Annotated in this window: 19 protein-coding genes; 5 read left to right on the forward strand and 14 right to left on the reverse strand. The window is 66.0% G+C overall.

Annotated features, from left to right (window positions below):
- Positions 1 to 30: 30 nt before the first annotated feature.
- The 6 genes from nqrE to DOM66_RS16370 all read right to left on the reverse strand — a co-directional run bounded on the left by nqrE (position 31) and on the right by DOM66_RS16370 (position 6,567).
- Positions 31 to 651, reverse strand: a complete 621-nt coding sequence (gene nqrE, locus DOM66_RS16345) for an NADH:ubiquinone reductase (Na(+)-transporting) subunit E (protein WP_035474533.1) — start codon at positions 649 to 651, stop codon at positions 31 to 33.
- Positions 644 to 1,324 carry an NADH:ubiquinone reductase (Na(+)-transporting) subunit D gene (locus tag DOM66_RS16350; RefSeq protein WP_110676684.1) on the reverse strand — a complete coding sequence of 227 codons (681 nt, stop codon included), beginning with the start codon at positions 1,322 to 1,324 and terminating at the stop codon, positions 644 to 646. Before DOM66_RS16350 ends, nqrE begins: the two co-directional genes overlap by 8 nt.
- Before the next feature lie 2 nt (positions 1,325 to 1,326).
- Entirely contained in the window at positions 1,327 to 2,106 is a 780-nt protein-coding gene (locus DOM66_RS16355; RefSeq protein WP_110690904.1) for a Na(+)-translocating NADH-quinone reductase subunit C, read from the reverse strand.
- Entirely contained in the window at positions 2,103 to 3,335 is a 1,233-nt protein-coding gene (locus DOM66_RS16360; protein WP_110676688.1) for an NADH:ubiquinone reductase (Na(+)-transporting) subunit B, read from the reverse strand. The genes DOM66_RS16355 and DOM66_RS16360 overlap by 4 nt, the downstream gene beginning before the upstream one ends.
- Positions 3,336 to 3,441: 106 nt before the next feature.
- Positions 3,442 to 4,791, reverse strand: a complete 1,350-nt coding sequence (locus DOM66_RS16365) for a Na(+)-translocating NADH-quinone reductase subunit A (RefSeq protein WP_110690905.1) — start codon at positions 4,789 to 4,791, stop codon at positions 3,442 to 3,444.
- Positions 4,792 to 5,115: 324 nt separating this feature from the next.
- Positions 5,116 to 6,567 (reverse strand): glyceraldehyde-3-phosphate dehydrogenase, encoded by a 1,452-nt coding sequence (locus DOM66_RS16370; RefSeq protein ID WP_110676692.1) that lies wholly within the window; start codon positions 6,565 to 6,567, stop codon positions 5,116 to 5,118.
- Positions 6,568 to 6,844: 277 nt separating this feature from the next.
- On the opposite strand from DOM66_RS16370, the gene mfd reads away from it, so the two are divergent.
- Positions 6,845 to 10,294, forward strand: coding sequence for a transcription-repair coupling factor (gene mfd / locus DOM66_RS16375; RefSeq protein ID WP_110690906.1), 3,450 nt, complete (start codon positions 6,845 to 6,847; stop codon positions 10,292 to 10,294).
- Positions 10,295 to 10,360: 66 nt separating this feature from the next.
- On the opposite strand, the gene DOM66_RS16380 is transcribed toward mfd, so the two are convergent.
- The gene (locus DOM66_RS16380; protein ID WP_110690907.1) at positions 10,361 to 11,485 is read right to left on the reverse strand and encodes a metallophosphoesterase; all 1,125 of its coding nucleotides are present in this window, start codon (positions 11,483 to 11,485) and stop codon (positions 10,361 to 10,363) included.
- 120 nt (positions 11,486 to 11,605) lie between these two features.
- Between DOM66_RS16380 and DOM66_RS16385 the strand changes: the two genes are divergently transcribed.
- Positions 11,606 to 13,261 carry an FMN-binding glutamate synthase family protein gene (locus DOM66_RS16385; protein WP_110690908.1) on the forward strand — a complete coding sequence of 552 codons (1,656 nt, stop codon included), beginning with the start codon at positions 11,606 to 11,608 and terminating at the stop codon, positions 13,259 to 13,261.
- 129 nt (positions 13,262 to 13,390) lie between these two features.
- Positions 13,391 to 13,558 (forward strand): hypothetical protein, encoded by a 168-nt coding sequence (locus DOM66_RS19675; RefSeq protein ID WP_157958861.1) that lies wholly within the window; start codon positions 13,391 to 13,393, stop codon positions 13,556 to 13,558.
- Between the two features lie 132 nt (positions 13,559 to 13,690).
- Here DOM66_RS19675 and DOM66_RS16390 read toward each other — a convergent pair whose 3' ends face one another.
- The 3 genes from DOM66_RS16390 to topA all read right to left on the reverse strand — a co-directional run bounded on the left by DOM66_RS16390 (position 13,691) and on the right by topA (position 17,202).
- A complete protein-coding gene (locus DOM66_RS16390) occupies positions 13,691 to 13,930 on the reverse strand; it encodes a hypothetical protein (RefSeq protein ID WP_110676701.1) in 240 nt (79 codons plus the stop codon).
- A 162-nt stretch (positions 13,931 to 14,092) separates the two neighbouring features.
- Positions 14,093 to 14,584 (reverse strand): DUF6586 family protein, encoded by a 492-nt coding sequence (locus DOM66_RS16395; protein ID WP_110690909.1) that lies wholly within the window; start codon positions 14,582 to 14,584, stop codon positions 14,093 to 14,095.
- Entirely contained in the window at positions 14,581 to 17,202 is a 2,622-nt protein-coding gene (topA, locus tag DOM66_RS16400; protein ID WP_110690910.1) for a type I DNA topoisomerase, read from the reverse strand. The genes DOM66_RS16395 and topA overlap by 4 nt, the downstream gene beginning before the upstream one ends.
- Positions 17,203 to 17,736: 534 nt before the next feature.
- Between topA and pyk the strand changes: the two genes are divergently transcribed.
- On the forward strand, positions 17,737 to 19,200 hold the full coding sequence (pyk, locus tag DOM66_RS16405) for a pyruvate kinase (RefSeq protein WP_110676707.1): 1,464 nt from the start codon (positions 17,737 to 17,739) through the stop codon (positions 19,198 to 19,200).
- Between the two features lie 148 nt (positions 19,201 to 19,348).
- On the opposite strand, the gene oadA is transcribed toward pyk, so the two are convergent.
- Both oadA and DOM66_RS16415 read right to left on the reverse strand, forming a co-directional pair.
- Positions 19,349 to 21,166, reverse strand: coding sequence for a sodium-extruding oxaloacetate decarboxylase subunit alpha (gene oadA / locus DOM66_RS16410; RefSeq protein WP_110676708.1), 1,818 nt, complete (start codon positions 21,164 to 21,166; stop codon positions 19,349 to 19,351).
- 33 nt (positions 21,167 to 21,199) lie between these two features.
- Positions 21,200 to 22,615, reverse strand: coding sequence for an acetyl-CoA carboxylase biotin carboxylase subunit (locus DOM66_RS16415; RefSeq protein ID WP_110676710.1), 1,416 nt, complete (start codon positions 22,613 to 22,615; stop codon positions 21,200 to 21,202).
- Between the two features lie 143 nt (positions 22,616 to 22,758).
- On the opposite strand from DOM66_RS16415, the gene DOM66_RS16420 reads away from it, so the two are divergent.
- A complete protein-coding gene (locus DOM66_RS16420; protein ID WP_110676712.1) occupies positions 22,759 to 23,745 on the forward strand; it encodes a LysR family transcriptional regulator in 987 nt (328 codons plus the stop codon).
- 120 nt (positions 23,746 to 23,865) lie between these two features.
- Here DOM66_RS16420 and DOM66_RS16425 read toward each other — a convergent pair whose 3' ends face one another.
- Both DOM66_RS16425 and lipA read right to left on the reverse strand, forming a co-directional pair.
- On the reverse strand, positions 23,866 to 24,384 hold the full coding sequence (locus tag DOM66_RS16425) for a GAF domain-containing protein (RefSeq protein WP_110676714.1): 519 nt from the start codon (positions 24,382 to 24,384) through the stop codon (positions 23,866 to 23,868).
- Between the two features lie 144 nt (positions 24,385 to 24,528).
- Complete coding sequence (gene lipA, locus DOM66_RS16430) at positions 24,529 to 25,518, reverse strand: lipoyl synthase (protein ID WP_198651809.1); 990 nt, start codon at positions 25,516 to 25,518, stop codon at positions 24,529 to 24,531.
- Positions 25,519 to 25,527: the final 9 nt, after the last annotated feature.

The following is a 25,527-nucleotide window of genomic DNA, read 5'->3' on the forward strand; positions in this document are numbered from 1 at the left end:
GTTTCCTATTTGCCTAGATTGCGTTGGGCGTCAGAGCTGAATGCCGGAGAAGGACATGAAGCCCAGCGACATCAGACCGGCCGTGATGAAGGTGATGCCGAGACCCTGCAGGCTCGCCGGCACGTCACTGTACTTGAGCTTCTCACGGATACCCGCCAGGGCCATGATCGCCAGCGCCCAGCCAGCGCCGGCACCGGCACCGTAGATCACCGACTCGCCGAAGGTATAGTCGCGCTGCACCATGAACAGCGACGCACCCATGATGGCGCAGTTGACCGTGATCAGCGGCAGGAAGACACCCAGCGCGTTGTAGAGCGCCGGCACGAACTTGTCGAGGAACATCTCCAGGATCTGCACGATCGCCGCGATCACGCCGATGTAGCTCAGAAGCCCCAGGAAGCTGAGGTCGATCTTGTCGGCCCCGGGGATACCGGTCCAGCTCAGCGCGCCCGCCTTGAGCAGATAGTTGAGGATCAGGTTGTTCATCGGCACCGTGATGGTGAGCACCACCACGACCGCGATGCCCAGACCGATGGCCGAGGAGATCTTCTTCGACACGGCGAGGAAGGTACACATGCCGAGGAAGAAGGCCAGCGCCATGTTCTCGACGAAGACCGCCTTCACGAACAGGCTAACGTAGTGCTCAAACATTGGCGGTCTCCTTGATCTTGGCCTTGCTGTTGGCAACGATGCGGTATTCGGTCTTCTCGACCTGCTCCGGGTTGAACCAGCGCAGCACCCAGATGAACAGGCCGATGACGAAGAAAGCCGACGGCGGCAGCAACATCAGGCCGTTGGGAACGTACCAGCCGCCGTTCTGCACCGTCGGCAGCACGGTCATGCCGAACACGCTGCCCGAGCCCAGCAGTTCACGCACGAAACCCACGATCAGCAGGATCACGGCATAGCCGAGACCATTGCCGACCCCGTCCAGGAAGCTCATCACCGGGCCGTTCTGCATGGCGTAGGCCTCGGCACGCCCCATGACGATACAGTTGGTGATGATCAGACCGACGAACACCGACAGCTGCTTGGACATGTCGTAGGCGTAGGCACGCAGCACCTGGTCGACCACGATCACCAGCGAGGCGATGATCGTCATCTGCACGATGATGCGGATCGACGACGGGATATGGTTGCGGATCAGCGAGACGAACAGGTTCGAGAACGCGGTCACCGCGATCACCGCCAGCCCCATGACCAGCGACACGCTCATCGAGTTGGTCACCGCCAGCGCCGAACAGATCCCCAGCACCTGCAGCGCGATGGGGTTGTTCTTGAACACCGGCGAGAGGACGACGTCTCTTACGGAGTCTTTGGCCATGGTCACGCTCCTCCTTGGGAATCGTCATGGAACCGGGCGAGATAGGGCGCGAAGCCCTCGTCACTCAGCCAGAACCGCAACATGTTGGTGACGCCTCGACTGGTCAGCGAGGCACCCGACAGCGCATCGACCTGATACTCGCCGCTGGCGCCGCCTTTCACGAGATGAATCTTCGGATCCTGATAGTCGCCGTCGGCGTAGATCTTCTTGCCATCCCACTTGGCCTTCCAGCGCGGGTTGTCCACCTCGCCGCCGAGTCCGGGGGTCTCGGACTGATCATAGTAGGACAGCCCGACGATGGTATTGCCATCGCCGCGCACCGACAAGAAGCCCTCCATCAGGCCCCACAGCCCCTGGCCGCGGATCGGCAGCACGATCTGCTCGGGGTCGTCGGGATCGCCGACCAGATAGACCGTGGCGTAGTTCTCCTGACGCCCGATACCGGCCAGATCCTCCTGACCCGACAGGGTGCGAGAGGTCGCCGGGTCCTTGGCCGCTTCGAACTGGTCATAGGTCTCGGGATCGAGATTGTCGGCGTACTTGCCGTTCTTCAGATCGACGACACGCGGGGTGATCAGCTCGGCGTACTTCTTGTCGACGTTGTCACCCGGCTTGTAGAGCTCGGTCACCTGCAGGATGTTGGACTTGCGGTCCAGCTCCTGATTCTGCACCTGCTTGGGCTTGAGCACCACCGCAGCGGACGAGACCACCACGGAGCACACCACGCAGAGCGAAAATGCCACGATGAGCGTCTTCTTGATCGAGTTGTTGCTCGCCATCAGACAGCCTCCTTCTCGGCGGGCAGCACGGCAGCCAGGCGCTTGTGACGCCGCTTGACGTTGGCCTGCACGAAGATGTGATCAATGAGCGGCGCAAACAGGTTGGCGAACAGGATCGCCAGCATGATGCCCTCGGGGAACGCCGGGTTGACGACGCGGATGAGTACCGTCATCACGCCGATCAGGACACCGAAGATCAGCTTGCCAGGGTTGGTCATGGAGGCCGACACCGGGTCGGTGGCCATGAACACCATGCCGAAGGCGAAGCCCCCCAGCACCAGGTGCCAGTACCACGGCATCGCGAACATCGGATTGCTGTCGGAGCCGACGACGTTGAACAGCGCCGAGGTCAGGATCATGCCGAGCATGACACCGCCCATGATGCGCCAGGAAGCGATACGCGTCAGCAGCAGCACCGCCGCGCCGAGCAGGATCGCCAGGGTCGAGGTCTCGCCCATGGACCCCATGATGAAACCGAAGAAAGCGTCCAGCCAGCTGTACTGCTGGTGCAGGCCATCCATGCCGTTGAGCGCGGCGTTGGAGAGCGCGGTCGCGCCGGTGTAGCCATCGGCCGGCACCCACACGCTGTCGCCCGAGATCTGCGCCGGGTAGGCAAAATAGAGGAAGGCACGCCCGGTCAGCGCCGGGTTGAGGAAGTTCTTGCCGGTGCCGCCGAAGATCTCCTTGCCGATCACCACGCCGAAGCTGATGCCCAGCGCCACCTGCCACAGCGGAATGGTCGCCGGCAGGGTCAGCGCAAACAGCACGGAGGTGACGAAGAAGCCTTCGTTGACCTCATGGCCGCGCTTGATCGCGAACAGCACTTCCCAGAAGCCGCCGACCACGAAAGTGACGAAGTAGATCGGCAGGAAAAAAGTCGCCCCGAGCACGAAATTGGCCCAGATGCTGCCCGGATCGTGGCTACCGGCCAGTGCCAGGGTGATCGCCTCGCGCCAGCCGCCCATGGCCTGGAAGCCGCTGGCGATGGCGGTGTTGGCCTGATAGCCGGCGTTGTACATGCCGAAGAACATCGCCGGGAAGGTGCACAGCCACACCGTGATCATTATGCGCTTGAGGTCGATGCCGTCGCGCACGTGCGTCATGCTCTTGGTGACGCTGGGCGGCGAGTAGAAGATCGTGTCCACCGCCTCATACAGGGCGTAGAACTTCTCGTACTTCCCGCCCTTCTCGAAATGAGGCTCCAGCTTGTCGAGCGTGTTGCGAATACCCATCGTCAGGCCTCTTTCTCGATCATGGTCAGGTTGTCACGTGGACCCGGAACGAGACCGTACTCGTACGAGGTCGGGACATCAGGCAAGTTGCGAATCCTCATCTCCGTCAGGCCTCTTTCTCGATCATGGTCAGGTTGTCACGCAGGATCGGACCGTACTCGTACTTGCCCGGGCACACATAGGTGCACAGCGAGAGATCCTCCTCATCCAGCTCGAGACAGCCGAGCTGCATGGCCGTCTCGATGTCGCCGACGATCAGCGAGCGCAGCAACTGCGTGGGCAGGATGTCCAGCGGCATGACTTTCTCATAGGCGCCAATCGGCACCATGGCGCGCTCGGAGCCATTGGTCGAGGTGTTCGGCGCATAGTTGGGCAGCCCCAGGAACTGGGAGACATAGATGCCCATCACCGAATGGCGATTGCGCCCCGGCGAGAGCCAGCCCATGAAGGCACGCTTGTTGCCCTCCTCGAGCAGCGAGAACTGGTTGTGGAAGCGCCCCAGGAACTCGCGACTGCCCTCGCACTGACTGCCACCGAAGACCGACCCCGAGATCACGCGGGTATCTTCCGGCTTGACGATCTCGCCGTCGAGCAGCTCGCTGCTGCTGGCGCCGAGACGCGTACGCACCAGACGCGGATTGTTGGCCCGCGGGCCGCCGATCGCCACCACACGGCTGGTATCGAGCACGCCGTCGACGAACAGCTTGCCCACCGCGATCACGTCTTGGTAGCCGAGATGCCAGACCTGACGCTGCAGGCCGACCGGCGACAGATGATGAATGTGCGTCCCCACCAGACCGGCGGGATGCAGACCGTCGAAGCCCTCGGCCTGGATACCCTCGAGCTCGTCGCCCGGGAGCTGCGCCGAACCGCGGCGGCACACGAACACCTTGCCCGGGGTCAGGTGGCGTAGCGCCTGCAGACCGTGGCGGAACGCCTCGGCATCGGCATCGATCACCACCTTGGGGTCCGCCGCCAGCGGATGGGTGTCGATCGCGGTGACGAAGAGATCCGCAGGCACAGCATCGAGCTCCGGGGTGCGCGAGAACGGACGCGCACGCAGTGCCGTCCACAGCCCCGATTCGACCAGTTGCTCGACCACCTGCTCACGCGACAGGCTCGCCAGCGCGTCGGCGCCGTGGGCGGTGAAGCTCACGCTCTGCTCGTCTTCGTCGAGCTTGATCACCACCGACAGCAGACGCCGCTTCTCGCCGCGATGGATGGCCACCACCTCACCCGCGCCCGGGGCGGTGAAACGCACACCCGCCACCTTCTTGTCGGTGAACAGCAGCTGGCCCCGCTTGACGCGGTCGCCCTCGCGGACCTCCATGGTCGGCTTCATGCCGACGTAGTCGGTCCCGAGCAGCGCCACGTGACGCACGGCTCGTCCGGCGTCGATACGCTGCTCCGGCGCCCCCGCGATGGGGAGATCCAGGCCTCGTTTGACTTCGATCATAGTCTCGCCCAGTTATCGAATCTGATTGACGTAAGGAAAGAGTTTCGACGGACGCCGAGGCACCCCCGCTCGACCGCGGTAGCGCCGTGGAGTCAGGAGACAGCGTCACGGACTTCGAATGCTTTTCTTATCAGAAAGGGTGACTTCCATGACCCGTGCGCGGCACGGACCACGCCAAAAAACGCGCACCAGTATAATGAGAGAGGCCCCGAAAGACCACTCATCCAGCCCCTTCACTCCCCCCACAATAACGAAAAAGTCCCGACGGCGCCGGGACTTGTCTACGACCAAAGTCTAACTCATGCCGCGCCGGCGGCGGCCACCTCAGGGGGTGGCCGGCAGGTAGCGATGGCGCACGTTGGACATGTGCTGGAGGATGCGCACCACCTGACAGCTATAGCCGAACTCATTGTCGTACCAGACGTAGAGTACCGCATGCTTGTCGTTGGCGATGGTCGCCTTGGCATCGATCACCCCGGCATGGCGGTTGCCGACGAAGTCCGACGATACGACCTCGGGGGAGTCGACGTAGTCGATCTGCTTGTGCATCGGCGAGTGCAGCGCAGTCTGGCGCAGGTACTCGTTGAGCGCCTCGCGCTCGGTGCCCCGCTCCAGCGTCAGATTGAGAATCGCCATCGAGACGTTGGGGGTGGGCACGCGAATGGCGTTGCCGGTGAGCTTGCCGGAAAGCTCGGGCAGCGCCTTGGCCACCGCCTTGGCCGCGCCAGTCTCGGTCAACACCATGTTGAGCGGTGCACTGCGCCCGCGGCGATCGCCCTTGTGATAGTTGTCGATCAGGTTCTGGTCGTTGGTATAGGAGTGCACCGTCTCGACGTGGCCGTGGACGATGCCGAACTCGTCGTCCATCGCCTTGAGCACCGGCACGATGGCGTTGGTGGTACACGAGGCGGCCGAGACGATGCGGTCGTCGTCGCCGATCGTGGCGTGGTTGATACCGTGCACCACGTTCTTGAGATCGCCCTTGCCCGGTGCGGTCAGCAGCACCTTGGCCACGCCCTTGGCGGCCAGATGCTGGGACAGCCCTTCACGGTCGCGCCACTTGCCGGTGTTGTCGACGACGATGGCATGGTCGATGCCGTAGGCGGTGTAGTCGACCTCGGCCGGCGCGTCGGCATAGATGACCTGGATCACGTGACCGTTGGCGATCAGCGCCTGGCGCTCGCGGTCGACGTCGATCGAGCCCGAGAAAGGTCCGTGGACCGAGTCGCGGCGCAGCAGGCTGGCACGCTTCTCGAGATCGTCGCCGCTGCCGCGCACCACGATCGCCCGCAGTCGCAGCAGGTTGCCGCCGCCGGCCTTCTCGATCATGATCCGCGCCAGAATACGGCCGATACGGCCGAAGCCGTAGAGCACCACGTCCTGGGGTTCCCCACCCATGCCGCTGGCGTCGTGGCCACCGATGATGTCGGCCAGCTCACGCTCGAGGAAAGCGCGCACGTCGGACTCGCCGGCATGCTTGAACGCCACCGCCAGACGCCCGATGTCGATGTGCGCCGGCCCCAGGTCGAGCTCGGTCATCGCGCGCACCATGGGCAGCGTATCCGCCACCGTGAGCTCGGTACCCTCGACCTTGCGCACATAGCGATGGTTCTTGAGGATGCGCGTCACCGAGCGGTTGATCAGCGAGCGTCCGAACAGCGACGGGATCACGTTGTACTGGCGGTAGAGCTTGCCCAGCAGCGGAATCATCTCTTCCGCCTGCGCTTCGTTGTCCTGCCACTGTTGAAAAACGTGCTCGAGCTGTTGCTGACTCACGGCCGGGTCTCTCTTCTGTGTCATCGTCGTCGATCGCCGGGAAGGCGCTGACAGCGCCCCGGCTCGTCCAAAAACCCGAGCATTATCGGTAACCTACGAGACAAGCCGCAATCACTGCGTAGTCGCAAGCGTTGTAGTTTGACTACAGGCGACCGTGTCAGCGGCGGCCGCGTCCCGCTCACGCCCGCCCCCTGCTATCATGAAGGGCCATCGCGCGGCGGCCGTCGCCTAGCCCGGCCGTGCCACTGTCTTGTTCAATTCCGCTAGCGAAAGGTCCATGTCGCAATTCAGCCCTCTCTCGCCGCCACAACCCCAGGGCGTGCGTGAAACGATCTACTGCCAGCGCCCCCACGGCAGCGCGCTGGCGCTGACCCTGGCGCGCCTGGCCGACGACGCGCCGCTGCTGGTCATCACCCCCGACACGGCGGCGGCGCAGCGCCTGGAGAGCGCACTGCGCTTCTATGCCCGGGTGCCGGTGATGCCCTTCCCTGACTGGGAGACCCTGCCCTACGACAGTTTCTCGCCACACCAGGACATCGTCTCGGCCCGTCTGCGCACCCTGCGCGAGCTGCAGGAGGGTACCCGTGGCATCGTGCTGGTGCCGATCAACACCCTGATGCAGCGCCTGCCGCCGCGCGACTACGTGGCCGGCCGCGTACTGACGCTGACCACTGGCGAGCGGCTCGACCGCGAAGGCTTCCGCGAACGCCTGTCTCGCGCCGGCTACCGCGCGGTGGAGACGGTCTACGAGCCCGGCGAGTACGCCATGCGTGGAGCGCTGATCGATCTCTTTCCGATGGGGACCGATGCGCCGCTGCGCATCGACCTGTTCGACGACGAGATCGACACCCTGCGCCGTTTCGACCCCGACACCCAGCGCTCCCAGGAGAAGATCGAGCGGATCGAACTGCTGCCGGCCCACGAATACTCGCTGTCGCGCGCCGCGATCGCCTGCTTCCGCGAGGGCTTCGAGACGCTGTTCGACGTCGATCCGCGCCAGTGCCCGCTCTATGTCGACGCGCTCAAGGGCATCCCCTCGCCCGGCCTCGAGCAGTATCTGCCGCTGTTCTTCGAGGAGACCGCCACCCTGTTCGAGCATCTCGATGCCGGCACCCGGGTCGCGCTACTGCCCGAGGCGTACGCCGCCGCCGAGAGCCACTGGCGCGCGATCGAGAGCCGCTATGAGAATCTCGGCGTCGACCCCACCCGGCCGCTGCTGCCGCCGGCACGGGCCTTCGTCCCGGTGGCCGAGGTGTTCGCCGCGATCAAGCGCCACCCGCGGCTCGAGTTCATCGCCGAGACGGATAGCCGCCATGCCACTGACAGCGCCACCCAGACCCCGCCGGCGGTAGCGATCAATGCCCGCGCCCAGCAGCCGCTGGCCACCCTCGAACAGTTCCTGGCCAGCCACCAGGGCCTGCGCGTACTGTTCGTGGCCGAATCCCGCGGGCGGCGCGAGGCGCTGGAAGAGGCGCTCGCACCGCTCCACCTGAGCCTGCCCCACGTCGATGACTGGCACGCTTTCCTCGATGGCAGCATGCCCTACGCCATCGGCGAAGGCGGGCTCGACGAGGGCCTGTGGCTGGGCGACCCCGAGCTCGCGGTGATCACCGAGACCGAGCTCTACGGCGAGGTGGTGCGTCAGTCGCGGCGGCGCGCCAAGGCCACCGACGACAACGAGCTGGCGGTGCGCCACCTGTCTGAGCTGCGCCCCGGCTCGCCGGTGGTTCACCAGCACCACGGCGTGGGCCGCTACCTGGGCCTGGAGACACTCACCGCCGGCGGCCAGGCAGCCGAATTCCTGGCCCTGGAGTACGCCGGCGGGGCCAAGCTCTATGTGCCGGTGGACAACCTGCAACTGATCTCGCGCTACGCCGGTGCCAGCGACGAGCTCGCGCCGCTGCACAAACTCGGTTCCGACAGCTGGGACAAGGCCAAGCGCAAGGCCGCCGAGAAGGTGCGCGACACCGCCGCGGAGCTGCTCGACATCTACGCCCGACGCGAGGCCCGCGAGGGCTTCGCCAGCGATATGCCGGGGGATGAGTACGCACGCTTCGCCGCCAGCTTCCCGTTCGAGGAGACCCCGGATCAGCAGGCCGCGATCGAGGCGGTGATCCACGACATGACCGCCCCCAGGCCGATGGATCGCGTGGTGTGCGGCGATGTCGGCTTCGGCAAGACCGAGGTCGCCATGCGCGCGGCCTTCCTGGCGGTCAGCTCCGGGCGTCAGGTGGTGGTCCTGGTGCCCACCACCCTGCTTGCCCAGCAGCACTACGACAATTTCCGCGACCGCTTCGCCGACACCGCGGTACAGATCGAGATGCTCTCGCGCTTCACCGGCGGCAAGGGCGAGAGTGACGCCCTGACCCGCATCGCCGAGGGGCGTGCCGATATCGTCATCGGCACCCACAAGCTGCTGTCGAAATCGATCAAGCTGCCCAACCTGGGGCTGATGATCATCGACGAGGAGCACCGCTTCGGCGTGGCGCAGAAGGAGCGCTTGAAGCAGCTGCGGGCCGAGGTCGATATTCTCACCCTCACCGCCACACCTATCCCGCGAACCCTCAACATGGCGATGAACGGCATCCGCGATCTGTCGATCATCGCCACGCCGCCGGCGCGCCGACTCTCGGTCAAGACCTTCGTCCAGAACCGCAACGAAGCGGTGATCAAGGAGGCACTGCTGCGCGAGATCCTGCGCGGCGGTCAGGTCTACCTGCTGCACAACGAGGTGCGCACCATCGAGGCCAGCGCCGACAAGATCCGCGAACTGGTACCCGAAGCGCGGGTCGGCGTGGCCCACGGCCAGCTGCCCGAGCGTGCGCTGGAGCGGGTCATGTCGGATTTCTACCACAAGCGCTTCAATGTGCTGGTCTGCTCGACCATCATCGAGACCGGTATCGACGTCCCCAGCGCCAATACCATCATCATCGAGCGCGCCGACAAGTTCGGCCTGGCCCAGTTGCATCAGCTGCGCGGCCGGGTCGGGCGCAGCCACCACCAGGCCTACGCCTATCTGTTGACCCCCTCGCCCAAGGTGATGACCAAGGACGCGATCAAGCGTCTGGAAGCGATCGCCCAGAGCGACGATCTGGGGGCCGGCTTCACCCTGGCCAGCCACGACATGGAGATCCGCGGTGCCGGCGAGCTGCTCGGCGACGAGCAGAGCGGTCAGATGGAGACGGTCGGCTACAGCCTCTATATGCAGATGCTCGATCGCGCAGTGAAGGCGATCCGCGCCGGCAAGACGCCCAACATCGAGGCACCGCTGGACGATGGCACCGAGATCAGCCTCAATCTGCCGGCGCTGATCCCCGATGACTACCTGCCCGATATCCAGCAGCGCCTGATCATGTACAAGCGTATCTCCAGCGCCGCCGACGAAGGCGAACTCAAGGAGCTGCAGGTGGAGATGATCGACCGCTTCGGCCTGCTGCCGGCACCGCTGAAGACGCTGTTCCGCCAGACCCGACTGCGCCAGCGCGCCGAACGCCTGGGTATCGCGCGGCTCGAGGCCGGACCAGAGCGTGGCCGGGTGATCTTCGGAGCCGACCCGCAGGTCGACCCGATGACGCTGGTCGAGCTGATCCAGCGCCACCCGGATCAGTACCGGCTGGATGGCGCCGACACTCTGCGCTTCAACGCCGAGATGGAGCAGGAGGAGGCGCGTCTGGCCCGGGTCGATGCCCTGCTCGATATCCTGAATCGCAAGGCCAAGGCGGCCTGAGATCGCTGAGATCGGATTGACGCCCGAGCGCCCCGCCGACGACGGAGAGCTCGGGCGGTCTCAGCCTCAGTCGGCGCGCTGCAACCGAATCAGGGTGATCTCGGCGGGCGCACCGAAACGCATCGGCGGGCCCCAGTAGCCGGTGCCGCGGCTGGTGTAGACCCACATCCGCCCTTCACGACCGAGCCCGGCCAGGAAGCGGTTGGCGCGCCGCGCCGCCAGGCTCCAGGGCCACAGCTGGCCACCATGGGTGTGGCCCGAGAGCTGCAGGTCGAAGCCGGCGCGGGCTGCCGCCGGCGCCGAATTGGGCTGGTGCGCCAGCAGCACCCGCGGTACCGCCTCGGGCAGGCCGGCGGCGGCGCGCTGCGGGTCGCTGCGGTGCGCCTCAAGGTAGTGACCGGCGGTGAGATCGGTGATCCCGGCGACCGCCAGCTGCGCGCCCTCGTGGGTGATCAGGGTGGCAGCATTGACCAGCACCTTCAGCCCCAACTGCTCGAAGGCCCGGGTCCAGGCCGCCGCCTCGCTGTAGTACTCGTGATTGCCAGTGACACAGAAGACCCCATGCCGCGCCGCGAGTCCGCGCAGCGGCTCCAGCTCCGGGGCCAGCTCGTCGACCCGTCCATCGGTCAGGTCGCCGGTGATCGCCACCAGATCCGGCCCCAGGGCATTGGCTCGGGCCACATAGCGAGCCAGCTGGCGACGCTTGATGGTCGGGCCGACGTGGAGATCGCTCAACTGGACGATACGGAAATCGACCAGCGCCGACGGCAACCCCGCCAGCGGCACCCTCACCTCGACCACCCGCGGCACCCGGCGCGCCTGCCACAGCGCGTACAGGCTCAGCCCCAGGGTCGCCACCACCACGCCCCACGCGCTTGCCTCGCGCCAGGCCCCGAACGCCAGCGGCATCAGCAAGAGCACCAGCAGCAGCAGATCCCGCGCCAGGGTCAGCACCAGCAGGAACGAGAAGGCACCGGTCATCAGCGAGATCGGCCAGGCGAACCAGCGCCCGTTGAGCCAGCTCACCCGCAGCACCCAGGACAGTGTCAGCGCACTCAACGCCAGATAGCCCCATGCCAGGGCCGCGCCCGGCAGCGCAAGATCGAGGTCCGGCAGCAGCCGCCAGCCGATGTAGACGTGCAGCAGCACGAGCCAGAAGCGCAGACGCATGACGAAGCGAGAGTGGCGCAAGAGCGAAAATTCCTTCTACTTCAGTGGTGGTGTGGTTAGCCGCAGGGGCGCGCTTTCGCTATCCTTGCCCCCTTGCGCGGACGCCGTCGCGACCGCCATGAGCCAGGAGCCGATGTTCGCATGATCTACGCCAAGGGTCTCTCCCGCGTCCCCCTACGCAACGCCGCCTTCGTCGCCACTCTCGCGCTGTTCGGCGTATCGCTGATCGGCCTGGCATTCTCGCCGCAGTGGCTGTGGGGCGTGGTGATCTTCGGCGCCCTGGCGCTGCTGGGAGTGTATGACGTGCGTCAGCGGCGGCGTACGATCAGCCGCAACTATCCCATCCTGGCCCACTTCCGCTACATGCTGGAGTCAATCGGCCCGGAGATCCGCCAGTACTTCATCCAGTCCGATCTCGACGAGCGCCCCTTCTCGCGCGAGCAGCGTGCGGTGATCTACCAGCGTGCCAAGAACGCAAGCGACAAGAAGCCCTTCGGCTCGCTGCTCGACATGTATAGCCCGGGACACGAGTGGGTCAACCATTCGCTGCGCCCCACCCACATCACGGACCACGACTTTCGCGTCAGCGTCGGCGGCAGCCTGTGCCTTCAGCCCTACGCCGCCAGCGTATTCAACATCTCGGCAATGAGCTTCGGCTCGCTCTCGGCCAACGCCATCGAGGCGCTCAACGCCGGCGCGCGCAAGGGCGGCTTCTACCACGACACCGGCGAGGGTTCGATCTCGCGCTATCACCGTATCCACGGCGGTGACCTGGTGTGGGAAGTCGCCTCGGGCTACTTCGGCTGCCGCCGGGAAGATGGCAGCTTCAATCCCGAGCGCTTCGCCGCCAACGCCCGTGAGCCGCAGGTCAAGATGATCGAGATCAAGCTCTCCCAGGGGGCCAAGCCCGGCCACGGCGGCATCCTGCCGGCGGCCAAGGTGACCGCGGAGATCGCCGAGGCGCGCGAAGTGCCCATGGGCCAGGACGTGGTCTCGCCGGCCGCCCACAGCGCCTTCTCGACCCCGCTGGAACTGATGGCGTTCATCGGTCAGCTGCGCGAACTCAGCGGTGGCAAGCCGGTGGGCTTCAAGCTCGCCATCGGCCACCCCTGGGAGTGGTTCGCGATCGTCAAGGCGATGCTGGAGACCGGCCAGCGCCCCGACTTCATCGTCGTCGACGGTGGCGAGGGTGGCACCGGTGCGGCGCCGCTGGAGTTCATCAACCGTCTCGGCGTACCCATGAGCGAAGCGCTGATGCTGGTCCACAACACCCTGGTCGGTGTCGGTCTGCGCGACGAAATCCGCATCGGCGCCGCCGGCAAGATCACCTCGGCCTTCGATATCGCGCGCACCCTGGCGCTGGGCGCGGACTGGTGCAATTCAGCCCGCGGCTTCATGTTCTCGCTGGGCTGCATCCAGGCACTCAACTGCCACTCGGACAAGTGCCCCAGCGGCGTGGCGACCCAGGACCCACGCCGCGGTGGCCATCTGGATGTGGCCGACAAGCAGGAGCGGGTCTACCACTTCCATCGCAACACCCTCGCCGCCCTGGCCGAAATGCTCGGCGCCGCGGGCCTGCAACACCCCAGCGAACTGGGGCCGGAACACATCATTCGCCGGGTCTCCAGCGATGAGATCCAGTCCTACGACCGCCTGTTCAGCTTCCTCGCACCGGGCGAACTGATCAGCGGCGAGAGCGAGCACACGGTATTCAAGCAGTACTGGCATCTGGCCCGGGCCGACTCCTTCGCGCCGCCGCCGGCGGTGGCCGAACTACGCGCCACCAAACTGCGCTAGGAAACTGTACCGACCGCTGGCCCGCGACGACCGGTCGCGGCAGATCCGCGACACGGCGACGCCTCATCGAGGCGCGCCACGCGCTATACTGCGCGCCCACGCCTGTCACCACCCACGTTAGGAGTCTTCATGTCGACGGCCAATATCGCCTGGATCATCTCGACGCTGGCGATGACCATCGCTTTCGCCACCTTCTTCGTCTTCAGCGCCACGCGCAAACGCGGCCTGCTGGCCGTGGCGCTGGTCTCGGCAGCGGTCGCGTTCTTTGCCGGCCTGACCGCCGGACTGCTGCAGTAGGCGGAAACGGCGGCCGTCCGCGGCCCCCTGACAGGGCCGCGCCGACGCGGCGGAAGGGTTCAGCGTCCCGCGGGGACGCCTCATGCAGACAGGATCAGGCAGGGATGGCCGGTGGAGTAGCGCGACCGGCACTCAGTGGAACGTCGCCGGCGCCTGCGGCGCCTCCTCCTCTTCGCCATCCCACAGATGGGTCCGGGTGATGGCATGGTCGAGCATCTCCCGCGCCACGTCGAAACGGCTGCGGCGCAGCAGCTCCAGCGCCTCGTCGGAGAAACGAATGCTCACCAGCGGTTCGCCGCTCGCCTCCGCCGGTCGCAGCACCACCTCGCCGTCGGCGAGTTCGACGATTTCCAGAATGGCGGTATCAGACACGGTCTCTCTCCTGTCACGGCGATAACGACTGCTCTTATGAAGCATGCGGAAACGGCGCCGTCCCCGGATCCGCGTCCGGAGACGGCGCTCAATAAAAAACGACCAGGGTATGAGCCCCGGTCGTCAGTCAGTGAATAAGGCTATCATGTCGGCCCAGGGCCGTCACCACTCCTGGCTGCCCTGGCGCAGGCTCGGCAACAGCGCCTTGAACTCCTCGAGGCACCAGCACAGCTCGTCGCCCAGCGGCGTCGCTCCGGCACGGGTGATCAGCCCCGGCGACCCACCCCGTCGCGCCGCGCCCTCGTCACTCTGCAGCGCGACGAGACGCGCCAGCAGCAGTGCCAACCAGCTCTCCGGCCGCGCCGCCAGGGTCTCGAGCCAGACCAGCTCGGCGATCTCGCCACGCGCCGCCGCGTCGCCGCCGGCCTGAGGCTGGCCCGCGGCGTCAAGCCACGTGCGCCAGTCCGGTGCTCCGCCCGGGGCATGTGTGGTCACCTCGCGCAGCAGTGCCTCGAAGGCCAGCCCGAGCTGGCCCAGCGCGCCCTCCTCCAGCGCCATGCGCCGCGCCGGCGCGTGCTCGTCGTCACCCGCCGGCAGGGCCAGCAGCAGCTCGGCCTGATAGAGCAGCTGATTGGTGCGGGCGACGGCACTCACTTGCGCTTGTCCTCAACCTGCCAGCGCCCGTCTTCGAAGATCGCGCGCCAACCGGTCGCCTTGCCATCCTCGTCGGTCATCACGTACTGGCTCTTGGTCTTGCGCGAGAAGCGGATCTGCGCCGGACGCCCCTCCGGGTCCTCGCTCGGTGCCTCGAGCAGGAAGTGATACTTGTCAGGCAGCGCTTCGGCGTGCGCCTTGAGCTCCTTGACCAGCGGCGCGCGAGTCTCGCGATTCTTGGGGAACTGACTCGCGGCCAGGAACAACCCACTGGCTCCGTCGCGCAGCACGTAGTGGTCGTCGACCTTCTGGCAGGCGAGCTCGGGCATCGGGATCGGGTCCATCTTGGGCGGCGCCACCTCGCCACTCTTGAGCAGCTTGCGGGTGTTGCCGCAGGCCTCATTGGTGCAGGCGAAGTACTTGCCGAAGCGGCCGCTCTTGAGCTGCATCTCCGAGCCGCACTTGTCGCACTCGATCACCGGACCGTCGTAGCCCTTGATGCGGAAGCGGCCCTGTTCGATCTCGTAGTAGCCGTCGTCGTCGTTGCTGATGTAGAGCTTGCGCCCCTCGTCGATGAGGTAGCTGTCCATCGCCGTGCCGGTGTTGGGGTTGCGGCGCTTGGCACGCAGCGCATCGGTTTCCGCCGACTCGTCGGCATCTTCCGGCACCGCCTCTTCACCGGGGATCAGATCGATGGTGGTCTTGCAGCGCTCCTTGGGCGGCAGATTGTAGCCGGAACAGCCGAGGAAGACCCCGGTGGAGGCGATACGAATCTGCATCTTACGGCCGCAGGTGGGACAGTCGATATCGGTCCCGATCGGCTCGTTGGGACGCATGCCGTCATCGCCCTCGGCGTGGTCGAGCTTGCGCTTGAAGTCGGCGTAAAAGGCATCGAGCAGCTTCTGCCAGTTCTCGTGCCCCTCGGCGACCTCGTCGAGCCGATCCTCCATACGCGCGGTGAAGCCGTAGTCGAGCAGGTCGTTGAACGACTCGACCAGACGATCGGTGACGATCTCGCCGAGCTTCTCGGCGTAGAAGCGGCGGCTGTCGAGCTTGACGTAGCCTCGATCCTGGATGGTCGAGATGATCGCGGCGTAGGTCGAGGGGCGGCCGATCCCGCGCTTCTCCAGCTCCTTGACCAGGCTCGCCTCGGTATAGCGCGCCGGCGGCTTGGTGAAGTGCTGCTGCGGGTCGAGCTGGACCACCTCGAGGCGGTCGCCCTTGTCGACGTCGGGCAGCTGGGTGGCGTCGTCCTTCTTCGCCATCGGCTTCATCACCCGGGTGTAGCCGTCGAACTTGAGCACCCGGCCGCGCGCCTTGAGCTCGAAGCCGTCACTCTCGATGGTCAGGGTGGTGGCCAGGTACTCCGCCGGCACCATCTGGCAGGCCACGAACTGGCGCCAGATCAGCTCGTAGAGACGCTGCGCATCACGCTCCACCGGCATGTCGTCGGCGCGCTGTTTGACGTTGGAGGGGCGAATCGCCTCGTGCGCTTCCTGGGCGTTCTGCTTGCTCGAATAGCGGATGGCCTCCTCGGGCAGGTAGCGCTCGCCGTACTCGTTCTGGATGTAGTCACGCGCACTCGCCACCGCATCCTGGGACAGGTTGGTGGAGTCGGTACGCATGTAGGTGATGTAGCCCGCCTCGTAGAGCCGCTGCGCCAGGGTCATGGTCTTCTTCACCGAGAAGCCCAGACGCCCGCTGGCAGCCTGCTGCAGGGTCGAGGTGATGAAGGGCGCATTGGGCTTGGAACGGGTCGGCCGGGTCTCGCGCTCGGTGACCGTGAAGGCATCGCGTCTCAGCGGCGCGATACGCTCGATGGTCTCGCGCTCGGAGGTGGGGCGGAAGGTCTCGCCCTTCTCGCGCACCACCTCGAAGCGCACCGCCTCACCGTCGGCGGTGGCCGTGTCGAGGTGGACATCCCAGAACTCCTCCGGCACGAAAGCGCGGATCTCGCGCTCGCGGTCGACGATCAGACGCACCGCCACCGACTGCACACGACCGGCGGAGAGCCCCCGGGCGACCTTGCTCCAGAGCAGTGGCGAGACCATGAAACCGACCACGCGATCGAGGAAGCGACGCGTCTGCTGGGCTTCGACCCGGGCCACGTTGAGATTGCCGGGGTGCTTGAAGGCTTCCTGAATGGCATTCTTGGTGATCTCGTTGAACACCACCCGCTTGTAGCGCTGGTCGTCGCCGCCGATGGTCTCCTTCAGGTGCCAGGCGATCGCCTCCCCTTCGCGGTCCAAATCGGTCGCGAGATAGATGGTGTCGCTCTTGTCGGCCAGCCTCTTGAGCTCCTCGACCACCTTCTCCTTGCCCGGCAGCACTTCGTAGTTGGCGCGCCAGCCGTGCTCGGGGTCGATGCCCATGCGCCGCACCAGCTGATCCCACTGTTTCTGCTTCTTGTACTCGGCCTTCTCGTCCGGCGACATCTTGCGCGTCGCGGCAGCCTGACGCGCGCGCTCCTTGGGATCGCTGGCCTGCTTGGACGAGCCACTGGTCGGCAGATCACGAATATGCCCGACGCTCGACTTCACGACGAAGTCGTTGCCGAGATACTTGTTGATGGTCTTGGCTTTGGCCGGAGACTCGACGATAACCAGTGACTTGCCCATAGCGCTCCTGCTTCTTCTATATATAGCGGCGGCTCCGGTCGACGCGTGCTCGAGATGGCGCGGGTCGAGGGGGAGGCGGCCGGAAAATCCGCCTACCCTACCCTAGCGCTCCGCACGGCGCCAGCCGTAGCTTGACTTTCACGACGAGGCGTTGGCCGCCGCCGGGAACCGCGTTATTGGGCTGCCGATGCCGAATTCCAAGCACCAGTCCAGCGATGTGTCACCGCCGCATCCAGGCGCTTTCGAGTGCGCGGCACGCTGGCGGTATCTGTGAATACCCTAGCCGGAATCTGTCCGCACGCCAGGATTTGCCGCCGAGGCCTTGAGCCCGAGTATCGGGTGGCACGGTTCTGCTTGCGTGTCGCTCGACGCGCTGGCGCGTTACACTCGGGTCGAGACGGCGCGCCGCCGGAGGCAGCCGGCCGCCATCGTCTCGGACAAGGCGCAGCCGATGTTGTAAAATAACCACCTGTCATCGCACCCGCCGCCGCACGTCGACGCGGGACGCACCACCCAGTCGCCAGGAGATTCTCCATGCAGCACGCCTTTCACGGCCCGATTCGCCGCACCAAGATCGTCGCTACGCTAGGTCCCGCCACGGACCGCGAAGGCGTGTTGGATGCCCTGATCGAAGCGGGCGTCGATGTGGTTCGCCTGAATTTCTCCCACGGCAATCCGGAAGATCACCGCCGGCGCCTCAAGGCGGTGCGCGAGTCCGCCGAACGCCAGGGCCGTGCGGTTGCCGCCCTCGGTGATCTGCAGGGACCGAAGATCCGTATCGCACGCTTCCAGGCCGAGGGCGGGGTCAAGCTGGAGAAGGGCCAGTCGTTCGTGATCGACGTCTCGCTGGGACGTGACGAGGGCACCAGCGAGCGCGTGGGCTGCGACTACAAGGAGCTGGCCGATGACGTCGACGCCGGTGACGTGCTGCTGCTCGACGATGGCCGCCTGGTGCTGGAGGTGGAGCGCCTTCAGGGCAGCGAGATCATCACCAAGGTGAAGGTGGGTGGCAAGCTGACCAACAACAAGGGCATCAACAAGCAGGGTGGCGGCCTCTCCGCCGCAGCGCTGACCGAAAAGGACAAGGAAGACCTGAAGACCGCCATCGACATCGGCGTCGACTATCTGGCGGTCTCCTTCCCGCGTAGCGGGGCCGACATGCAGTACGCCCGCGAGCTGCTCGGCGAGGCGGGACAGGAGATCGGCCTGGTGGCCAAGATCGAGCGCGCCGAGGCGGTCGCCGATCCGGAAACGCTGGATGACATCATCCGCGCCTCGGAGGCAGTGATGGTGGCCCGCGGCGATCTCGGCGTCGAGATCGGCGATGCCCAGCTGATCGGCGTGCAGAAGCGCATCATCGGCCGCGCTCGCTCGCTCAACAAGGTGGTGATCACCGCCACCCAGATGATGGAGTCGATGATCGACTCGCCGCTGCCGACCCGCGCCGAAGTGTTCGACGTCGCCAACGCGGTGCTCGACGGCACCGACGCGGTGATGCTCTCCGCCGAGACCGCCGCCGGTGACTATCCGGTCGAGACCATCCGCGCCATGGATCGGCTGTGCCTGGGTGCCGAGCGCGAGCGCAGCGCCCAGGAGTCCAAGCACCGCATCCACGAGGGCTTCTCGCGCATCGACGAGACCGTGGCACTGTCGGCGATGTACGCCGCCAACCACCTCTCCGGTGTGGTCGCCATTGCCTGTCTCACCGCCACCGGCTACACCCCGCTGATCGCCTCGCGCATCCGCTCGGGACTGCCGATCGTGGCCCTGGCCGAGACCCCGGCCGTCCAGCGACGCATGGCGCTCTATCGCGGCGTGGTATCGCTGGTGTTCGACAGCTCGCGCTTCCCGCTGACCGAGATCAACGCCGGTGCCATCGACGAGCTGGTCGGGCGCGGTCTGGCGGCCAAGGGCGATCACGTGATCCTCACCCGCGGCGACCACATGAACGCCCATGGCGGCACCAACACCATGAAGATCATTCAGGTCGAGGCCTGAGCCCCACCAGTTGGGCGGCGCGCCAGGCGCCGCCTGGCGATGTGCTGCGGGCCGCTGGTGGCGACGCAGCCAGGCCGAGCGAAAGACAAGACGGCGCNNCGTCTTGTCTTGGGCTTCCCGGGTCGGCGGCGGAGACCGCCGCCACCACTCACTCGATCTCGACCAGCACCTCGCCCGGGGTGACGCGGTCTCCCTTGGCCACGTGGACCGCCTTGACCGTGCCCTGGATGCGCGACTGCACCTCGGTCTCCATCTTCATCGCCTCGGTGATCAGTACCGCCTGACCGGCCTCGACGCTATCGCCCTCGGCCACCAGCACGTCGACGATATTGCCCGGCATCGAGGTGGTGACGTGTCCCGGCGCACTGGCCTTGGCGCGTCCGGCGCTCTTGCCCTCCTGCACGAACTCGTTCTTGGCCTCGAACACCACCTCTTCGGGCATGCCGTCCAGCGTCAGGTAGACGCGCCGCTTGCTGCCGCTGCCGCTGCCCACGCCAGTGATCTGCACCTCGTAGGATTCGCCGTGGACGTCGATCACGAACTCGGTCGGCACCCCCTCGGAGACCGGGCGCTCGCCGCCGCCACTGCTGGGCGCGGGGATCGCCTCCGGCACCAGCGTGCCGTCACGCCGGCCCTTGAGGAAATCACGTCCCAGGTCCGGGAACATGGCGAAGGTGAGCACATCCTCTTCGCTCTCGGCGAGCTCGCCGATCTCCGTCTCCAGGCGCGCCATCTCCGGCTGCAGCTGGTCGGCGGGCCGCCCCTCGTCGACCGGCTCGCTGCCGATCGCCTTGCGCCGCACCTCCTCGTCGACCGCCGCCGGCGGCTGGCCGTACCCCCCCAGCAGGTAGCGCTTCACTTCGTTGGTGATCGACTTGTAGCGTTCGCCGGTGAGCACGTTCATCGCGGCCTGGGTACCGACGATCTGCGAGGTCGGGGTGACCAGCGGCGGATAGCCGAGATCGGCGCGTACCCGCGGGATCTCGTCGAACACGTCCATGATGCGGCCAAGCGCGTTCTGCTCCTTCATCTGGTTGGCCAGGTTGGACATCATCCCGCCGGGCACCTGCCAGATCTGCACGCTGACATCTTCACGGGTGTACTCGCTCTCGAAGGCCGCATACTTCTTGCGCACCTCGCGGAAGTAGTCGCCGATCTCCTTGAGCGCCACCAGATCGAGACCGGTGTCATAGGGCGTGCCCTGGAAGGCCGCGACCATCGCCTCGGTCGAGGGATGGCTGGTGCCATTGGCGAAAGCCGAGTTGCAGGTGTCGATATGCCGACAGCCCGCTTCCACCGCCTTCAGTTGGCACAGCGAGGCGAGCCCGGCGGTGGCGTGCGCGTGCAGATGCACCGGCACCTCCACTGCCTCGACCAGCCCAGCCACCAGTTCGCTGGTGGCATAGGGGGTGAGCAGCCCCGCCATGTCCTTGATCGCGATCGAGTCGGCGCCCATGTCGACCAGGCGCCGGGCCTGCTCCAGATAGGTCTCCAGGGTATGCACCGGGCTCACGGTGTAGCAGATCGTGCCCTGGGCATGCTTGCCGCTCGCCTTGACCGCCTTCATGGCGGTCTCCAGATTGCGCAGATCGTTGAGCGCATCGAACACCCGGAAGATGTCGACGCCGTTGTCGGCGGCGCGGGCCACGAAACGCTCGACCACGTCATCGGCATAGTGGCGGTAGCCGAGCAGGTTCTGGCCGCGCAGCAGCATCTGCAGCGGGGTATTGGGCAGCGCCTCGCGCAGCGAGGTCAGGCGCTCCCAAGGATCCTCCTTGAGGAAGCGCACGCAGGCGTCGAAGGTCGCCCCGCCCCATACCTCCAGCGCGTGGAAACCGATGGCATCGAGCTTGGCGCAGATCGGCAGCATGTCCTCGGTGCGCATGCGCGTGGCAATCAGCGACTGGTGGCCGTCGCGGAGCACGACATCACTGATCTTGACCGGCGTCGTCTTGGCGTTGTTCATCGTTTCTCTCCTCATGACTGTCGGCACGGCGCCTCAAAGGCCGGCATGCGCGGCGATCGCGGCGGCGATCGCCAGCGCCACCTCTTCCGGGTTGCGTTTGACGGAGTAGTTGAGCAGCTCCGGGTGCGCCGGCACGAAGCCGGTATCGAAGTGGCCGGCGCGGAAATCGGGATGGCGCAGGATCTCCTGATAATAGGGAGTGGTCGTCTTGACCCCCTGCAGACGCATGTCGTTGAGCGCGCGGATACCGCGATCGAGCGTCTCCTCCCAGGTCATGCCCCAGACGATCAGCTTGAGGCACATCGAGTCGAAATAGGGTGGAATGGTGTAGCCGGTATAGATCGCGGTGTCGGTGCGCACCCCCGGCCCCCCGGGGGCGTAGTAGCGGGTGATGCGGCCGAAGCTGGGCAGGAAGTCGTTCTTGGGGTCCTCGGCGTTGATCCGGAACTGGATCGCATAGCCGTGGTGGACCACATCCGCCTGGCGGAAGGCGAGACGCTCACCCGCGGCCACGCGCAGCTGCTCGCGCACGATGTCGATCCCGGTGATCGCCTCGGTGATGGTGTGCTCGACCTGGACCCGGGTATTCATCTCCATGAAGTAGACCTCGTTGTCCTTGACGAGGAACTCCACGGTGCCGGCATTCTCGTACCCCACCGCCTCCGCCGCACGCACCGCCATCTTGCCCACGTAGCTGCGCAGCTCCGGGGTGAGCTGCGGACTGGGCGCGATCTCGATCAGTTTCTGGTTACGACGCTGGATCGAGCAGTCGCGCTCGAACAGGTGGATCACGTTACCGTGGGCATCGGCGAGAATCTGCACTTCGATATGGTGCGGATCGACGACGCACTTCTCCATGAACACTTCGGCGCTGCCGAAGGCCTTGGTCGCCTCCGAGATCACCCGCTCCCACGCCTGCTTCAGCTGGCTCTCGTCGTCGCAGCGGCGAATGCCGCGACCACCGCCGCCGGAAGTCGCCTTGAGCATGACCGGGTAGCCGATCTCGGCGGCCACCTCCAGCGCCGCGTCGCGATCGGGCAGATTGCCCGCCGACCCCGGGGTCACCGGGACCCCCGCCTCGCGCATCGCCGCACGCGCAGCGGTCTTGTCCCCCATACGCGCGATGACCTCGGCGCTGGGGCCAACAAAGGTAATCCCCGCCTGGGTGCAGATGCGCGCAAAGTCGGCACTCTCGGAGAGAAAGCCATAGCCGGGATGAATCGCGTCACAGCCGGTTTCGCGGGCCAGGTTGACCAGACGATGGGCGTCGAGATAGCCGGCCAGCGGCTCCTCGCCGACGAAGTGCGACTCGTCGGCCCCCTTGACGTGAAGCGAAAAACGGTCCGGTTCGGTATAGATCGCCACCGAACGGATGCCCATCTCGGCGCAGGCTCGTACAATACGCACGGCGATCTCGCCGCGGTTGGCAATTAGCAGCTTCTTGAACACCGTCTGCCCTCCGGGTTGCGCGTCGTTGTTATCGGCTTCGTTATCGGCTTTCTACGCTAGCCACCCGCGAGCCAATAGAAAAATTGATATTTCTTTGCCGACCTATAAGCTAGACCTTATACCTGACCGCGAGGACGTTCATCATGTCGCGCCCCAACCTGCTCAATCGCCTGACATTCCGGCAGCTCCAGGTGTTTCAGGCCGTGCATCGGCAGCAGTCCTACTCGCGGGCCGCCGAGCAGCTGGGTCTGACTCAGCCCGCGGTGAGCGCGCAGATTCGTCAACTCGAGCAGGCGCTGGGCCAGCCACTGTTCAAGTACGCCGGCAAGACGCTGCACGTGCTGCCGGCGGCGGATGCACTCTCGGCCTCGGTGCAGTCGATCTTCGGTCAGGTGTCGAGTCTGCAGATGGAGCTGTCGGAACTGGCGGGAACGATTCGCGGGGAGCTCAATCTGGCAGCGGTCTCCACCGCGCAGTACGTGGTGCCGCACATCCTGGCGCGCTTTCGCGCGCGCTATCCGGAGGTGCAGGTGCGGCTGCGGGTGTGCAATCGGGTGCAGGCGTTGGAGCGACTCGCCGAACGGCGCGACGATCTGGTGATCATGGGGATGGTGCCGGATGACCCGAACCTGGTGTTCATGCCGATTCTGGACAACGAACTGATCCCGGTGGTGTGGCCGGGGCATCCGCTGGTGACCGCCGAACGGCCGACGCTGGAGGATTTCGCGCGCCACTATATCCTGATGCGCGAACCGGGATCAGGCGCGCGCACGGCGTTCGAGGATTTCGCCGCCCGCGAGCGCATCTCGCTGCATCACACCATCGAGCTGGGGACCAACGAGGCGATCAAGCAGGGGGTGATGGCGCACCTCGGGGTGGCGGTGCTGCCGCGCCTGTCGGTACAGCTCGAGCTCGCCTCGAACCTGCTCGCCAGCCCTACCCTGCCGGGCTTCCCGCTACGCCGCTCATGGTGCACCGTCTACCCCAAGGATCGCTATCCCACACCGGTGACGGAGCTGTTTTTGCGTTTCGTGCGCGAACTGCTGCCGGAGCTCAATGCCCACTTCCGCGCCCCGATGACGCCGATCGACACCCCGACCCTGGTGTGTCTGCCCAGCGCCGACGCCTGAACGGCGTAGGCTCGGCCCGAAAGAAAGGCCTGGGGGCGATCTGAACGGCGCCAGGTCAGTCTTGGCGGGCGCCGCACCATAACCACTCAACGAGATCGAAAGATCGCCCCCGGCGCGGCCTCAGGCGTCGCCCCGGGCCATCTGCACGCGCAGCACGTGCAGCGACACCAACTCCTCGGCGAGTGCCGCCATCAGGCGCAGGCGATCCATGTCGCCTTCGTCGAAGGCACGCGGCAGCGTGCCGATCAGGCACAGCGTACCGATGCACGCCCCCGATTCGACGAACAGGGGATAGCCGGCATAGAAGCGGATGAACGGTGCGCCGAGCACCAGCGGGTTGTCGGCGAAGCGCGCATCCTTCAGCGCGTTGTGGATCACCAGCGGCACACCATCGGCCACCACGTGCCCACAGAAGGAGATACGGCGCGGCGTCTCGCACACGCTCAGACCCTGACGCGACTTGAACCACTGCCGATCCTCGTCGACCAGGGTGATCATCGACATCGGCACGTCGAAGATGCGCGTAGCCAGTTCGGTCAGGCGGTCGAAGCCGTTGTCGGCCTGGGTGTCCAGCAGCTCGAGCTTGTGCAGCGAGGCCAGGCGCGCCTGTTCGTTGTCGGGAGATGAGGGAGCAATCATGTCAGGACCTCTGCGAACGCGGCGGCACGCCGCCGAAAGGCGCGGCGCCGGTTCCAGCGGCCGCGTCCCGGTTGTCTTGCGGCCCACGCCCGGAGGGGCATGGAGACCAGCGCGATACATGAACGCGCCGGCCTCACCGCAAACTCACTTCACTTCGACCCCGTGGGCCTGCTTGTCGGCGTGATAGGAAGAGCGCACCAGCGGCCCCGAGGCGACATGGGTGAAGCCCATCGCCCTGCCCTGCTCGGCGAACCAGTCGAAGGTGCTCGGATGGACCCAGCGATCCACCGGCAGGTGGTTGCGCGACGGCTGCATGTACTGCCCCAGGGTGAGCATGTCGACGTCGTGGGCACGCAGATCGCGCATCACTTCGATCACCTGCTCGTCGGTCTCGCCGACGCCGAGCATCAGCCCGGACTTGGTCATCACCTCCGGACGACGCGCCTTGTAACCCTTGAGCAGATCCAGCGACCACTGGTAGTCGGCACCGGGACGCACCTTGCGGTAGAGCGACGGCACCGTCTCCAGGTTGTGGTTGAAGACGTCCGGCGCCTCCCCTTCGAGGATGTCCAGCGCCACCTGCATGCGCCCGCGGAAGTCGGGCACCAGCACCTCGATCTCGATCTCGGGGCTGTCGCGGCGAATCTCGCGGATACAGTCGGCGAAGTGCTGGGCACCGCCGTCACGCAGGTCGTCACGATCCACCGAGGTCACCACCACGTAGTTGAGGCCCATCTCGGCGATCGCCTCGGCCAGCTCGCGCGGCTCCTTGTCGTTGAGCGCATTGGGGCGCCCGTGGGCAACGTCGCAGAACGGGCAGCGCCGGGTGCAGATGTCGCCCATGATCATGAAGGTCGCGGTACCGCCGCTGAAGCACTCGCCCAGGTTGGGGCACGAGGCCTCCTCGCACACCGTGTGCAGGCCGTGCTTGCGCAACGTCTGCTTGATATGGGTGACCTGGGGCGAGACCGGCATGCGCACGCGCAGCCAGTCGGGCTTCTTGGGCAGCGTCTCGGTCGGGATGACCTTGACGGGGATGCGCGCGACCTTCTCTGCGCCGCGCAGCTTGACGCCGCGCTCGACACGCCCCGGCTTTTTCGACTCGGGCGTTTGCATGACGGTGGTCTCGGTCATAAGTCCCAT

Origin of the sequence: Salinicola endophyticus (genome assembly GCF_003206575.1) — a bacterium.
Taxonomy (GTDB): Bacteria; Pseudomonadota; Gammaproteobacteria; order Pseudomonadales; family Halomonadaceae; genus Salinicola; species Salinicola endophyticus.

Bases quoted from the DNA above. Each gene is read 5' to 3' on its own strand.
- nqrE (WP_035474533.1), bottom strand. From the start codon at position 651: ATGTTTGAGCACTACGTTAGCCTGTTCGTGAAGGCGGTCTTCGTCGAG.
- DOM66_RS16350 (WP_110676684.1), bottom strand. From the start codon at position 1,324: ATGGCCAAAGACTCCGTAAGAGACGTCGTCCTCTCGCCGGTGTTCAAG.
- DOM66_RS16360 (WP_110676688.1), bottom strand. From the start codon at position 3,335: ATGGGTATTCGCAACACGCTCGACAAGCTGGAGCCTCATTTCGAGAAG.
- DOM66_RS16365 (WP_110690905.1), bottom strand. From the start codon at position 4,791: ATGATCGAAGTCAAACGAGGCCTGGATCTCCCCATCGCGGGGGCGCCG.
- mfd (WP_110690906.1), top strand. From the start codon at position 6,845: ATGTCGCAATTCAGCCCTCTCTCGCCGCCACAACCCCAGGGCGTGCGT.
- DOM66_RS16385 (WP_110690908.1), top strand. From the start codon at position 11,606: ATGATCTACGCCAAGGGTCTCTCCCGCGTCCCCCTACGCAACGCCGCC.
- DOM66_RS19675 (WP_157958861.1), top strand. From the start codon at position 13,391: ATGTCGACGGCCAATATCGCCTGGATCATCTCGACGCTGGCGATGACC.
- topA (WP_110690910.1), bottom strand. From the start codon at position 17,202: ATGGGCAAGTCACTGGTTATCGTCGAGTCTCCGGCCAAAGCCAAGACC.
- pyk (WP_110676707.1), top strand. From the start codon at position 17,737: ATGCAGCACGCCTTTCACGGCCCGATTCGCCGCACCAAGATCGTCGCT.
- oadA (WP_110676708.1), bottom strand. From the start codon at position 21,166: ATGAACAACGCCAAGACGACGCCGGTCAAGATCAGTGATGTCGTGCTC.
- DOM66_RS16420 (WP_110676712.1), top strand. From the start codon at position 22,759: ATGTCGCGCCCCAACCTGCTCAATCGCCTGACATTCCGGCAGCTCCAG.
- DOM66_RS16425 (WP_110676714.1), bottom strand. From the start codon at position 24,384: ATGATTGCTCCCTCATCTCCCGACAACGAACAGGCGCGCCTGGCCTCG.
- lipA (WP_198651809.1), bottom strand. From the start codon at position 25,518: ATGACCGAGACCACCGTCATGCAAACGCCCGAGTCGAAAAAGCCGGGG.